11 protein-coding genes, 1 tRNA gene and 1 pseudogene are annotated in these 13,420 nt (G+C 54.7%); 12 read left to right on the forward strand and 1 reads right to left on the reverse strand.

Annotated features, from left to right (window positions below; translation table 11 throughout):
• Positions 1–62 precede the first annotated feature (62 nt).
• The 12 genes and pseudogenes from cysS (at position 63) to KKO72_RS04760 (ending at position 11,849) form a co-directional block, all read left to right on the forward strand.
• Positions 63–1,454, forward strand: coding sequence for a cysteine--tRNA ligase (gene cysS, locus KKO72_RS04705; protein WP_214935943.1), 1,392 nt, complete (start codon positions 63–65; stop codon positions 1,452–1,454).
• 44 nt (positions 1,455–1,498) lie between these two features.
• Positions 1,499–2,149, forward strand: a complete 651-nt coding sequence (locus KKO72_RS04710) for a DNA-3-methyladenine glycosylase (protein WP_214935945.1) — start codon at positions 1,499–1,501, stop codon at positions 2,147–2,149.
• 89 nt (positions 2,150–2,238) lie between these two features.
• A complete protein-coding gene (locus tag KKO72_RS04715; RefSeq protein ID WP_078366183.1) occupies positions 2,239–3,213 on the forward strand; it encodes an acetyl-CoA carboxylase carboxyltransferase subunit alpha in 975 nt (324 codons plus the stop codon).
• A 96-nt stretch (positions 3,214–3,309) separates the two neighbouring features.
• Positions 3,310–4,260, forward strand: a complete 951-nt coding sequence (tilS, locus tag KKO72_RS04720) for a tRNA lysidine(34) synthetase TilS (RefSeq protein ID WP_214935947.1) — start codon at positions 3,310–3,312, stop codon at positions 4,258–4,260.
• A gap of 26 nt (positions 4,261–4,286) precedes the next feature.
• On the forward strand, positions 4,287–5,558 hold the full coding sequence (locus tag KKO72_RS04725; protein WP_214935950.1) for an aspartate kinase: 1,272 nt from the start codon (positions 4,287–4,289) through the stop codon (positions 5,556–5,558).
• A gap of 42 nt (positions 5,559–5,600) precedes the next feature.
• A tRNA-Ser gene (locus KKO72_RS04730) sits at positions 5,601–5,693 on the forward strand.
• Between the two features lie 129 nt (positions 5,694–5,822).
• Positions 5,823–7,460: a site-specific integrase gene (locus tag KKO72_RS04735; RefSeq protein ID WP_214935952.1), complete on the forward strand. Its 1,638-nt coding sequence runs from the start codon at positions 5,823–5,825 to the stop codon at positions 7,458–7,460.
• 430 nt (positions 7,461–7,890) lie between these two features.
• On the forward strand, positions 7,891–8,559 hold the full coding sequence (locus KKO72_RS04740) for a GNAT family protein (RefSeq protein WP_214935954.1): 669 nt from the start codon (positions 7,891–7,893) through the stop codon (positions 8,557–8,559).
• 97 nt (positions 8,560–8,656) lie between these two features.
• Positions 8,657–9,451, forward strand: a complete 795-nt coding sequence (locus KKO72_RS04745; RefSeq protein WP_214935956.1) for a hypothetical protein — start codon at positions 8,657–8,659, stop codon at positions 9,449–9,451.
• 216 nt (positions 9,452–9,667) lie between these two features.
• Positions 9,668–9,775, forward strand: a pseudogene (locus KKO72_RS04750) (hypothetical protein); the annotation flags it as partial.
• Between the two features lie 671 nt (positions 9,776–10,446).
• On the forward strand, positions 10,447–11,121 hold the full coding sequence (locus KKO72_RS04755) for a recombinase family protein (protein ID WP_214935959.1): 675 nt from the start codon (positions 10,447–10,449) through the stop codon (positions 11,119–11,121).
• Positions 11,122–11,297: 176 nt separating this feature from the next.
• A complete protein-coding gene (locus tag KKO72_RS04760; RefSeq protein WP_214935960.1) occupies positions 11,298–11,849 on the forward strand; it encodes a hypothetical protein in 552 nt (183 codons plus the stop codon).
• A gap of 313 nt (positions 11,850–12,162) precedes the next feature.
• Here the strand turns inward: KKO72_RS04760 and KKO72_RS04765 are convergent, their stop codons facing one another.
• Positions 12,163–13,269: a hypothetical protein gene (locus KKO72_RS04765; RefSeq protein ID WP_214935962.1), complete on the reverse strand. Its 1,107-nt coding sequence runs from the start codon at positions 13,267–13,269 to the stop codon at positions 12,163–12,165.
• Positions 13,270–13,420 lie beyond the last annotated feature (151 nt).

Consider the following 13,420-nt stretch of genomic DNA (forward strand, 5'->3'; position numbering starts at 1 on the left):
AAGCCACCGCCCCAACAACATCGGCTTTGACCGCAGCCACCTGACTTGAATCTTTGACATCCATGAGTTTGCGCATTTTCAACACGCTCTCGCGAGAGCTGGAACCTTTTTCCCCGATTGAGCCCGGTCATGTGCGCATGTATGTGTGCGGCATGACGATTTATGACCTGTGCCACATCGGGCACGCGCGCATGATGATGGCTTTTGATGTGGTGCAGCGCTGGCTCAAAGCCAGTGGTTACCGCGTCACCTATGTGCGCAACATCACCGATATCGACGACAAGATCATCAAACGTGCGCTCGAGCGAGGTATCCCGATCCGCGCGCTGACCGACGAGATGGTGGCGGCCATGCACCACGACATCGCGCTGCTGGGCATTGAGCCGCCCACGCTGGAGCCCCGTGCCACCGAACATGTGCCGCAGATGCTGAGTCTGATCCAGCGCCTGGAGGCCAAGGGCCTGGCCTACCAGTCCAGCAGCGGTGATGTGAACTTTGCGGTGCGTAAATTCCCCGGCTACGGCAAGTTGTCGGGCAAATCGCTGGATGAGTTGCGCGCAGGTGAACGCGTGGCGGTGCAGGACGGCAAGGAAGACCCGCTGGACTTTGTGCTGTGGAAAGCCGCCAAGGCCTCTGAGCCCGAGGATGCCAAATGGGACGCCGCTGCCCTGGGTTATGCCTATGGCACGGGTCGGCCCGGCTGGCATATTGAATGTTCTGCCATGAGCTGCCAGGCGTTGGGGGAAACCTTTGACATCCACGGCGGCGGTGCTGACCTGCAGTTTCCGCACCACGAGAACGAAATTGCCCAGAGTGAAGGCGCCAGTGGCCAGCCGCTGGCCAAGTTCTGGGTGCACAACGGGTTTGTCCGGGTCGACAACGAAAAGATGTCCAAGAGCCTGGGCAACTTCTTCACCATCCGCGACGTGCTGGTCAAGTTTGACCCCGAAACCGTGCGATTTTTCCTTCTGCGCACGCATTACCGCACCGCGCTCAATTACAGCGATGTGCACCTGGATGACGCCCGCAGTGGTTTGAAACGTCTGTACACCGCACTCGACCTGGCCACGCCCGACGTGGTCAACATCGACTGGGCTGAGCCTTTTGCCGCACGTTTCAAAGCAGCCATGGACGACGACTTTGGCACACCCGAGGCGGTGGCGGTGTTGTTTGAGCTGGCCACCGAGGTCAACCGCAGCCGTTCACCTGTTTTGGCGGGTTTACTCAAGGCCCTGGGCGCTTGTCTGGGCTTGTTGCAAGGCGACCCCAAAGCCTTTTTGCAGGCCGGTGCGGGGCTCGATGAGACCGCGATCGCTGCGCTGATTGCCCAGCGCGCCGCCGCCAAAGCGGCCAAAAATTTCGCCGAGGCTGACCAGATCCGCCAACAACTGCTGGCCCAAGGCATTGTGCTGAAAGATTCGGCAGCCGGGACGACCTGGGAAGTGGCCAAGTGATGGTTTCTATGTGTTTTATGCCTCTGGCCCTTGTTGAATAAGCGATGGCTGCTACAGAATTATTGGTGAGCGAAACGCTCGCGCCGACCTATTGGGCTGACGCCTGCAAACACCTGATGAAAAAGGACCGCGTGATGAAGCGGTTGATTCCTCAGTTTGGACAGCACTGTCTGCAAAGTCGGGGAGATGCTTTTGTCACGCTGGCGCGCAGTGTGGTCGGGCAGCAGATTTCGGTCAAGGCAGCGCAGACCGTGTGGGACCGTTTTGCCGCGTTGTCCGAACACATCACACCGGCGCAGGTGCTCAAACTCAAGATCGACGACATGCGTGCTGCGGGCTTAAGTGCACGCAAGGTGGAGTACATCGTCGACCTGGCCTTGCACTTTGACAATGGTGCGGTGCATGTGGACGCCTGGACCGACATGGACGACGAGGCCATCATCGCCGAGCTGGTCGCCATCCGCGGCATTGGCCGCTGGACGGCTGAGATGTTTTTGATCTTCCACCTGATGCGCCCGAACGTGTTGCCACTGGACGATGTGGGCCTGATCAATGGCATCAGCAAGTGTTATTTTTCGGGTGATGTGGTCAGCCGCAGCGACGCACGCGAGGTGGCGCTGGCCTGGGCGCCCTACCGCACCGTGGCCACTTGGTATATTTGGCGCTCGTTGGACCCCCTACCGGTCACTTACTGAGCGGCCTTAAAATAGGCCGTTGTTTTTCCTGATGAGCCCAAGCCGGTGCGCCGGATGGCAGCCATCCCAACAGATGACATGGAGCTTTTGTGGCTAAAAAAACATTCCTGGATTTTGAGACCCCGATTGCCGAGCTGGAAAACAAGATCGATGAGCTGCGTTATGTGCAGACCGAGTCAGCGGTGGACATTTCGGCTGAAATCACCCAGCTGGCCAAGAAGAGTCAACAACTCACCAAAGACATCTACAGCGACTTGACGCCCTGGCAGATCACCAAGATTGCCCGCCACGCCGAGCGCCCGTATGCGCAGGATTACATCAACGAGATCTTCACCCATTTTGTTGAGTTGCACGGTGACCGGCACTTTGCCGACGACCTCAGCATCATTGGCGGGCTGGCGCGTTTTAATGGCACACCCTGTATGGTGATTGGCCAGCAAAAAGGCCGCGACACCAAGGAACGTGGCCTGCGCAACTTTGGCATGAGCAAGCCCGAGGGTTACCGCAAGGCCTTGCGGCTGATGAAAACCGCTGAAAAGTTCAAGCTGCCGGTGTTCACCTTTGTCGACACGCCTGGCGCTTACCCCGGCATTGACGCCGAAGAACGTGGCCAGTCCGAAGCGATTGGCCGCAACATCTTCGAGATGGCGCAGCTGGAGGTGCCGATCATTGTCACCATCATCGGTGAAGGCGGCTCAGGCGGCGCGCTGGCGATCTCGGTGGGCGACCAGGTGCTGATGCTGCAGTACTCGATTTATTCGGTGATCAGCCCCGAGGGTTGTGCCTCCATCCTCTGGAAAACCTCCGAGAAGGCGCAGGACGCGGCCGACGCGCTGGGCATCACCGCACACCGCCTCAAGGCCCTGGGTGTGATCGACAAAATTGTCAACGAACCGGTCGGTGGTGCGCACCGCGATACCAAACAGATGGCGACTTTCCTCAAGCGTGCCCTGACCGACGCGTATCGCCAGCTCAGTGACCTCAAGACGCCCGAGCTGCTGCAGCGCCGTTTTGACCGGCTGCAGAGTTATGGCCGGTTCACCGACATCAAGCCCGGCAAATAAGCCGGTGCTTGGGGTTGTCCCGGATCAGCGCCGGGGCAAACTGCTTGAACCCACGGTGGTCACCAAGCCATCCGCATTCCACTTGTTGCCACACCCATGACCTGCTCCTTTGAGCAAGCGATGGCGGTTTTTGAGCCGACCTTGCCGCTGGTGGTGGGCTACAGCGGTGGCGCGGACTCCACCGCCTTGCTGCTGGCCTGCGTCCAAAAATGGCCGGGGCAGGTCAGTGCGGTGCATGTGCACCACGGCCTGCAGGCTGCCGCAGACGATTTCGAGATCCATTGCAGACAGGTGTGTGCCACACTCAATGTGCCGCTGACGGTGCAAAAAGTGCAGGCCCAGCCGCTGCCCGGGCAAAGTCCCGAGGATGCCGCCCGTCGCCACCGCTACAAAGCTTTTGAGGCTCTAGCCCTTGTGAATCAATGGCAGGTAGCTATGCCCTCCATAGCACTTGCACACCACGCTGACGACCAGATCGAGACCATGCTGCTGGCGCTGAGCCGTGGCGCCGGTCTGCCGGGTTTGAGCGCCATGCCGACCACTTGGACACGTGAAGGCATCTCTTACCACCGCCCCTTGTTGCGGGTGAGTGGTGGCGAGCTGCGGCGTTGGCTGGCCGGGCAGGGGGCGGATTTTGTGACCGATCCAAGCAATGTCGACGAACGCTATACCCGCAACCGCATCCGTGCGCGTCTGTTGCCAGCCTTGGAGGCCTGTTTCCCCCAGTTTCGTGACACCTTTGCCCGCAGCGCCGCGCATGCCGCCCAAGCCCAGGCTTTGCTGCTGGAGGTGGCGGCGCAGGATCTGGCCCAGGTGGGTGTGCCACCGCGCATCAAGGCCTTGCAGGGCTTGAGTCGACCTCGGCTTGCCAATGTGCTGCGGCACTGGCTGCTGAGTTGCCATCAGACCACGGCCAGCGCCGCCCAGCTCGACGAACTGATGCATCAGATTGGCGCGTGCCAGACCCGTGGTCATGCCCTGCATCTGAAGGTCGGTACAGGCTTGTGTGAGCGGCGTGGCCCAGAGTTGCATTGGTACAATCCCTGAGTTTTTAACGCCTCTCACACCCCAACATGTCCTTGATTGTTCATAAATACGGCGGCACGTCGATGGGCTCGACCGAGCGCATCAGCAATGTCGCCAAACGCGTTGCCAAATGGGCACGCGCCGGTCACCAGATGGTGGTCGTGCCCAGCGCCATGAGTGGCGAAACCAACCGTCTGCTGGGTCTGGCCAAAGAGCTGACCCCGTCCAGCCTGACCGATGCCTACTACCGCGAGCTTGACATGCTGGCCGCCACCGGCGAGCAGGCTTCCAGTGCGTTGCTGGCGATTGCCCTGCAAGCGCAGGGGCTCGAATCGGTGAGCTACGCGGGTTGGCAGGTGCCGATCCGTACCAATAGCGCCTACACCAAGGCGCGGATTGAGTCGATTGACGATCAGCGTGTGCGCGCTGATCTGGCCGAAGGCAAGGTGGTGATCGTCACCGGCTTCCAGGGTCTGGACGACTTGGGCAACATCACCACGCTGGGTCGCGGTGGCTCGGACACCTCGGCGGTGGCGGTGGCCGCCGCCATGAAGGCCGACGAATGCCTGATCTACACCGATGTGGATGGTGTCTACACCACCGACCCGCGTGTGGTGCCAGAAGCCCGCCGCCTGCAGACCGTCAGCTTTGAGGAAATGCTCGAGATGGCCTCGATGGGCTCCAAGGTGCTGCAGATCCGCTCGGTCGAGTTTGCTGGCAAGTACAAGGTCAAGCTGCGTGTATTGAGCAGTTTCACACCCTGGGATATCGATATTGTTGAAGAAGCCAAGTCTGGCACGCTGATTACTTTTGAGGAAGATGAAAACATGGAACAAGCCATTGTTTCCGGCATTGCGTTCACCCGTGATGAGACCAAGATTTCCGTGCTCGGTGTGCCCGACAAGCCCGGTGTGGCCTACCAGATCCTGGGTGCCGTGGCCGACGCCAATGTGGAAGTCGACATGATCATCCAGAACATCAGCAAGGATGGCAAAACCGATTTCAGCTTCACCGTGAACCATGGTGACTATGCCAAGACCATGGACATGCTCAAAAACGTGGTGGTGCCCAAACTCGGCGCGCAAGAGGTGGTGGGTGACACCAAGATCTGCAAGGTGTCGATTGTTGGCATCGGCATGCGCAGCCACGTGGGTGTGGCCAGCACCATGTTCCGCGTGCTGAGCGAAGAAGGCATCAACATCCAGATGATCTCCACCAGCGAGATCAAGACCTCGGTGGTGATCGACGAAAAGTACATGGAACTGGCCGTCAAAGCTTTGCACAAAGCTTTTGGTCTGGATCAGGCACCTGTTCGTTAAAAACGCCCCGAAGTCGTGACATAATCGCGGCTCTGAATTTCAGGAAACGTGACCGAGTGGCCGAAGGTGCTCCCCTGCTAAGGGAGTATGGGGTGTAGAGCCTCATCGAGGGTTCGAATCCCTCCGTTTCCGCCAAAAAGTAAAAGCCTAAGTTTTAAGTGATTGATTCACAAGGAACTTAGGCTTTTTGCTTGGTGCCAGACCATTTGCCTTCTCCCAAGTGTGACCCCGGAGTGTGACCCCAAGGGTTCCATAATCGGAGCCATGAAGGTGCGAACTCAAACAAATCTGGTCAAGCGTGGAAGTGTCTGGTACTTCCGCAAGAAAATTTCTCAAGACCTCAGACAGCATTACGGCCAAGAGTCCATCAGGAAGAGCCTGCGCGAGTTCCCCACAATTGCAGAGGCCAAGCGTGAGGCTGCCAAGCTGGCTACCTTCTACGATGCGGAGTTTGAGGCTGTACGAGAGCGCCAGAAGCCCGCCAAAGCCGCTACGTTGACCGCAGGGATGATCCCAGCCATTGTCAAGGCCCTAGAGGGGCACATTCTGGCCGCTGACGAAGAGATGCGTTCCGAGGGCATGGGCGAGGATGAATTCGCACGGCTGGAAGCTGAGACAAACGACACAATGACCGAGGTCAGCAGGGCGTATGCAAGGGGGGACTCCTCACCCATTGATGCCGCACTGTCGGATTGGCTGTGTGGCCTTGGAATTGAGGCTGGCACGGAGTCTACCGAATTCAAGACACTGCGTCGGGAGTTCCTGAAGGCGCGGTTGAAAGCCCTGCAGTCCCAGTCTGCCCGGAATAGAGGCGAGTTGATCGAAACCCCGGAGGCTCCTGCCGTTGAGTCATTGAGGGCAACATTTGCTGACCCAGCCACACCAGTGACGCCTGCAGCCGTTAAAGGTGGCCTTAGATTGGCGCAGGTGATCGACTACTGGAAGGGAATCGCGGAGAAATCCCATCGGACGACGGACACGGCCGACACGATGGTCAAAGAGTTCATCAGACTCCACGGAAATTTGCCACTGTCCGATATAGCCAAGTCCCATTTTGTGGCCCTGCGGGATGACCAACTTACAAGGGTCAAGCCAGCCACAGTGCAGGCCAGATTCAACTTGCTCAAAGCAGCATTCACTGTTTGTCTTCAGGATGACAAACTGGGCATCAAAGAAAACCCGCTGCAGTACGTCAAGATTCGCAATGCTGACTCCGGGGAGAAGGAACGGGATGCCTTCACTGGTGACCAATTACAGACGCTGTTTGACAGCCCGGTATTCTCGGCTGGAGCTAGGCCAACCGGGGGCAGGGGAGATGCCGCCTTCTGGTGTCCTCTGCTTGCTCTTTACACAGGAGCCCGGCTGGATGAAATCCTGTCCTTGAGGACCGATGGTCTGTACGAAGTCGATGGAATAACAGTTTTCCACTTCAGGCACCGTCCTGAGTTGGGGCAGAAGTTGAAAGGCAAGGCCAAGAACGTCAGACGGGTTCCTGTGCATCCTGAGTTGGTGCGGTTGGGTTTGCTGGACTACCTCAAGGACGTTTCCAAGCTGCCAGCGCCATCCAATGGGGCAGGGTGGCTGTTCCCCGGCATTGACCGCAGCGACAAGGTCAGGAACCATAGCTCTGCATGGGGTGCATGGTTTGGCCGGTATCTGACGGCCTGCGGTGTCAAGACTGACAAGCTGACTTTTCACAGCTTTCGCCACACCTTCAAACACTTCTCTCGCGCTTCCGGTATCGCTGAAGACCAACACGATGCAATGACAGGCCATACAACTGCTGAGGTGGCTAGACGCTATGGGAGTTGCGCTGGTTACCCTATCGAGGTACTAGACGCCGCGATGTCCAAGCTGATGTTCGGGAAGTTAGACCTTTCACGGGTGTCGATCAACGGATAAGTTTTATCCAAGTCGACATGGCTGGCTGTAGCGCTGATGTGGTGGGCCATGTTAGGAAGACCGCAACCAATGGTCTCTATTTATCGGGACCATGCTTGGCCCTGATGGGCAAACCCAAAAGGTATAGGAGGAAGGGAAACGTAGGTATGGTTAAGGCGGTCGGTTGGGTGTGGTGGTGATCGGCTGGATTGCAGTGCAGGACTTTGAGCGATATCAGCCATTTTGGAGATACCCGAGCGTGGCGATGTCACTCAGTGTCAACAACGGGGCGATGCATGCCAATTCTCGAAAGTGCTGGTCTTATCGTTATTAAAAATGGGTGAAACTAATTAAATGGGCTAATGCTTTTTAGTACGGTTTACAATCGATGCTGTCACTTTATACCGCAACATACCTACGGTATATCGGCTATATTTCTCCAGGGGCCTCTATGCCATTTGAAGCGAAGACAACCCAAATTGAATTAGATGGCCGTTGGGGTCTAGAAGAACTCTCCGACACCACGAAGGACTATATCCAACTATACGGTTTTGCATATTCACTGGTGCCTGATCTACCAATCGCACGGCGAGAAGAAATAGACTACATCTACGGGAAATTTCCATGGAGAGGTGGTTACAGCACTGTCAACTTCTTTAATCAGCTTTTTCACAAGATTCCGCCGAAGCTTAGGCCCGAGGTTCAACGCATTCAATATGCCTCCCCTGGCTTCATAGAGCTTACTGAACTACTGGCCGTTGCTGTTACGGTCGCAGGCATCGTTACAACCGTATGTAAGTCGCTTGGCTCTGTGCACGATCTCTATCGTAGTATCCAGAAGGCATCGATTGATTATGAACTCTCAAAGATCAACCTTGCGAAGGAAAACCTTGACCTCAAGCAGCGGCAAATCACGTTCTGCGAGAACGCTTCAAAAAGCCTTGTGAAAGCATTCGGCCTTACGGATGCGCAAGAACAACTCATCGATCAGAAGGTGCAGAGCAACCCGGTAATGAAGTTGAAAATTCTTCTTTCCGTGTTCCGTAGGGTGGGGCCATTAGCAAAGAAACAGGCCGAAGGAAAGCTCAAGGTCACGGGCAAAGAGCGCCTCACAAAATGAAAAATCTAACTATGCTGAACCAGACATGCGCAGCTTTCTGCGCCGCCCAGTTACCTGTAGGTTAGTCTGCATAATCCTAATCTGGAGTATCCATCATATGTCTGAACGCATTTGCTTCGTCATTTCGCCTATCGGCGATCCCGACTCTGAAACACGTAAGCGGTCTGATCAGGTCTTCAAGCACGTCATTGCACCAGCAGTTCTAGCTCTTGGCTACCATGCCGTACGCGCAGATCACATTTCAGAACCTGGAATGATTACGAGCCAGGTTATTCAGCATATCGTCGACGATCCACTTGTGATTGCAGATTTGACCGATAGAAACCCAAACGTCTTCTACGAGCTTGCAATTCGTCACGCGATTCGGAAGCCGCTTGTGCAACTCATTCGCAAGGGAGACTCAATTCCATTCGATGTCGCCGGAAGCAGAACCATTCACGTGGATCATCGAGATTTAGACAGTGTCGATACAGCAAAAAGCGAGATTGCAGCCCAAGTGAAGTCGCTGCAAATTGATGCCGGCAAGCTTGAAACGCCAATCTCTGTCGCACTTGATCTTCAAGTACTCAGAGCAAGTAGCAACCCTGAACAGCGATCAATGGGCGACGTTTTGGCCGCCATGACTGAGCTTCGCGCTGCGGTTGGGAACATCGATGAACAGTTAAAGAAATCAGACAAACTTTCAACGATCATGATCCACGAAGCTTTCGTTCGAAGAGATGTGGAAAACGAACACATGAAGGCTAGGCTGATGTCTGCATCGCGCGAACTCAGAGAAGTTGCCCGGCAGTTGACAATACTCAGCGACACTGCAGACGAAGCACAAAGCAAACAGCTGACCGACTTACTCATAAAACTCGAGAAAGTGCTAGTGGTACTCCCAGAAGCATAGTATCACTGGCAACCTCATATTCATGTTTCGTGCTGATTGCTAATTCAGCATTAACCAGGCTGTGCAGCACTTTGGCAAAGATTTTCTGGAGTTCTTCAAAAACCAAAGTACCAAAGAGTAAGTGGTGCAATTTGATTATCTAATGAGGGCAAAAGCCCCCATTAAGGAATCCACTAGTGGTCATAACACAGGCGGCCCAAGACACACCCCAAGCTTGCCATCTTCTTTGCCCGTTGGTTGGACGTTCGGTTTGCCGTGTGGTGTGACTCGATGATTGACGACATGCTGAAGGGGAATGCTGAAGTCTACTTTGGTAGACCTTGAACGACAGCGACGACTGATGCCACAAGCGCTAAAAAGCTAACGATAAAAGTTGCAACTAGCCATGTGTGGTCCCCGTGAATAACTGCCCACCCTCCATCGGTAAGCCGATAGTGAGTCTGAGGTGTAAGACATTGAGGAAACTGGGGGGTATTCCCCTGAAACTGTATCTGACCAGTCGGCAAATTTTCGTGAAGCACTTCAACCCATCCCCGGATGTGAGCGGTACGAACTGCAATCTCAAACTCTTCTGTGTGCGTAGGAGAGTTTTCAATCACGGGAAAATTTCCCGGAAGGATCATCGTGACGCGCTGTCCGGCAATTGTGCGAAGTGCCCGCTTTATCTTGCGCTCATGCAGCATGAATCTAAACATAGTTTCCTTTTGTGGGGTTGCCGGATATATATACCAAAAATCTTAGAGGGTAGCTCGACATTCTCCGCACGGTCTTCCCCCCGTGTACCCCGTCGCTGCCCTGTGGATTGAACCTGGGTGGTGCCCTGGCTGGCTTGTGGTGGTGGTCTGGTGGTCTGGTGGTAGTGATACGCTGAATTCTCAGCACATCTAGCCCTAGTCTCAAACTATGGTCACTGTTCAATGGTGGTCTGGACTCGGTTTTGAATGGGTATAGAATGGCGTAACGCACATTACGCTGTTTTATACCCAAGGCCAATCATGTCCAAGATCGTCTGCTACCTTCGCGTGTCCACTGCCCAGCAGGGAACGTCTGGCCTTGGTCTGGAAGCTCAACAGGCAGCAGTGGTGCGCTATGCCTCCTCCATTGGTGGCGACATCATCAAGACCTTCACCGAAGTGGAGACAGGCAAGCTGAACGCTAGACCACAACTGACCAAGGCTCTGCACCTAGCCAAGGTGACAGGGGCAACACTGGTCATTGCCAAGCTTGATAGGCTGTCCCGTAATGCTGCCTTCCTGATGACCCTTCAGGATGCTGGTGTCAAGTTCGTGGCTGCCGATCTGCCCCAAGCCAATAACCTGACCATTGGCATCATGGCGTTGGTAGCCCAACAGGAAGCCGAGGCTATCTCCAGACGCACCAAGGAAGCCCTTCAGCAAGCCAAGAAGAGGGGAACTGTGCTGGGTAACCCCAATGGGGCTGCTGCCCTGCTGAAGGCCGCTAAGGGCAATACTGCTGCACTGTCAGCCATCAAGTTGAAGGCAGATAGTCACGCCACCAACCTGAAGCCAGTCATTGAATCCATCAAGGCTGAAGGCATTACCTCACTTGGTGGTATTGCCAAGGCATTGAACGAGCGTGGGATGCTCACTCCTCGTGGTGGTGTCTGGCACAAAACCAGTGTCAGTAATCTGATGACAAGGATGGCCTAAGAGAGGCCAGCATCCATTGCGCGGGACCATGGCATCAACCGCCAGACTGGTAGTGCGTGTCAGGGATGCAGCCTAGTGCCGCGATTACAACGCTAGATCAGGTAACACCGCAAGTCTCCATACCGAACAGCAAGTGACGATGACGTCCCTCAGGGACAATATAAGGAAAACTGAAAGTGAAAGTGAAACAACAAGGCAGCAAATCTATCGAATTCCGACCTGCATTGGACCCCATACCAACGTGGCATGAGGTCTTATCCTATTGGGATTCAAAGGGGGTTCCACAGGTGGAAATCGTCCCTTATGACCCAGATGAGCATGACTATCAAATTTTTTGGTTCGAGAAAAGCCTCCGATTCAATACTCGACGGAACACTTTCCGTGTGCTGGAAAAGAATCCGGCGGGTGATACTGCTCGGGCGCTGATATACACCGTGTCCAAGGGTAGGCCAAGCCTGTTTGCGGCCTTCGCTCTAATGACAACGCTTCATCACTTAAATGAGCCAAATACTCTGACAGTTGTCGTCCGCCAATATCTCGATCAAGTCAGTCCTGATATTCGAAACCACTGGCACTCGAACGCCAAATATTTATTGCCTTGCGTGGTAGACGGTGGCAGTCGCTTCGTGGAGGACCGCGATTGGCACCTAAGGGTTGATCTTGCGGCGAGGACTTGGACAGAACTGGCGGCAAAGTTTCAGGTAGTTCGACAACCTCTTTTGACATAGAGCTTTCAAGTGACCAGCGGATACGAGGCATACCTCCATCGTCGGTTACTGTCGCAGGGTCGAAAACTGATGAAGGAACGAAGCCGCCCTTAGCGCACTGGCAAAACGCACAAGGGGAAGGTCAGCATGGGCAGGCCACTTGAGGCTGACCCGGTAGCTGTCAGGAAATGGAAGCAGGAGAACAAGGCCAGCATCTCTGTGACGGTCAAACAGTTCAAGCTGTCTCAGTCAACGGTTAAGCGGTACTGTGCTGCGGGATATTAGATACCAGTTTCATACCCAAAGCCGACTTTCAGTTCTCCAGATAGTCCACTCAAAACGGTATATCGAAGCTAACACTGAATGGACCATCGTATCTGAAGACGGACTTTAAGGCGTCAGCAAAGTACTTCTTAATTGCACTATCCTCTGTCATGAAATCAATCACGTCATCAGGTAATTCGAATCCAATACGGGGGGCATTGGTTGTCTTGTCCCAATAGAGCGCTGGCTTAGACAAATCGAACTCACGTTCGAAATGCCCCTCCAGCCTCCATTCCACTGCAAAACGAATCTTGCGAAAGAAATCATCAAGCAAGGTATCTGATCGATTCCAATCTTGGATAACCCCAGAATAGAAGGCATCGCACTCAGTGGCAAACCACTTGCAGTTAGCGAGATGTAGTCGGACATAGTCCTCCAATACCGTCGAGAAAACTCCAGCTCGAACGAATCTGATCCGTGCAAATACTTCGCGCTTACGGATTATGTACCGTGCCAAATAATGCTCCGTGTCGACTTCCGTTTGTTTGATATCCGTTTTTGAAAACTTGAGGCGGATGAGGTCGGTATCAACGACTGACAGTAAATTGAACTGGTATACCGCCGGTGCCTTCTTCCGACCCGGCAATGCGGACAGCTCATAGGCCTGCGCCTTCATCAAAGAAGTAATAGCGCCGAATATTGGCTTGTCGTTCTGAGGTTTACCGGTGCCCTTGTCCATTTCTTGAAAGGCAAAGACCTCGACATCCGGTTGTGAGAGGGCATCGACGACCCCATGTCCTTTGGCCGCATCGTGATATGCCTTTGCCCGACCACTCGCCGCAAGTTGAAATGCCAACGCCTTGTCGTTTGACCATGCGTGGAGTGGCCACCAATCTGAGTTCGGATCCTTAAGGTTTATATCGCGTGCCAACAGCGCCCATGCGTTGGCCTCACTTTTCTTGCAACTGACGATCAATACCGTGTAGACGTCGAAGTGCTGGACCTTCGACACCCGGTAGGCGACAAGATCAATTTCTCTGACGCTCTCCTCTGAGTCGTCTACATAGAACTTGTTGCTGATGACTGTCCATCCAGAGGCGCGAAGTGTCTGCGCCACGTCGTTTTCCAGTACAAATCCAGTTTTTCGAATCTCGGCGGCGTATGGCGCTTTAGGCATGGGGATGCACTATTGAATATTTGTTTGTATCACTTAACTGACTATTTTCAGGTACTCCACTCGGTTTGGCTATCCCCCAAATGGGGGGTGCTTTGCTACGTTAACCACGGCAACCCAGTCGCACAGGTCCAAAGTGCAAGGCCAGTTTGAA

This window comes from Rhodoferax sp. U11-2br (assembly GCF_018619435.1).
In the GTDB taxonomy this organism is placed as follows: domain Bacteria; phylum Pseudomonadota; class Gammaproteobacteria; order Burkholderiales; family Burkholderiaceae_C; genus Rhodoferax.

Coding starts and splice junctions, on each gene's coding strand:
- cysS (WP_214935943.1), top strand. CDS start 63: ATGAGTTTGCGCATTTTCAACACGCTCTCGCGAGAGCTGGAACCTTTT.
- KKO72_RS04710 (WP_214935945.1), top strand. CDS start 1,499: ATGGCTGCTACAGAATTATTGGTGAGCGAAACGCTCGCGCCGACCTAT.
- tilS (WP_214935947.1), top strand. CDS start 3,310: ATGACCTGCTCCTTTGAGCAAGCGATGGCGGTTTTTGAGCCGACCTTG.
- KKO72_RS04725 (WP_214935950.1), top strand. CDS start 4,287: ATGTCCTTGATTGTTCATAAATACGGCGGCACGTCGATGGGCTCGACC.
- KKO72_RS04735 (WP_214935952.1), top strand. CDS start 5,823: ATGAAGGTGCGAACTCAAACAAATCTGGTCAAGCGTGGAAGTGTCTGG.
- KKO72_RS04740 (WP_214935954.1), top strand. CDS start 7,891: ATGCCATTTGAAGCGAAGACAACCCAAATTGAATTAGATGGCCGTTGG.
- KKO72_RS04745 (WP_214935956.1), top strand. CDS start 8,657: ATGTCTGAACGCATTTGCTTCGTCATTTCGCCTATCGGCGATCCCGAC.
- KKO72_RS04755 (WP_214935959.1), top strand. CDS start 10,447: ATGTCCAAGATCGTCTGCTACCTTCGCGTGTCCACTGCCCAGCAGGGA.
- KKO72_RS04765 (WP_214935962.1), bottom strand. CDS start 13,269: ATGCCTAAAGCGCCATACGCCGCCGAGATTCGAAAAACTGGATTTGTA.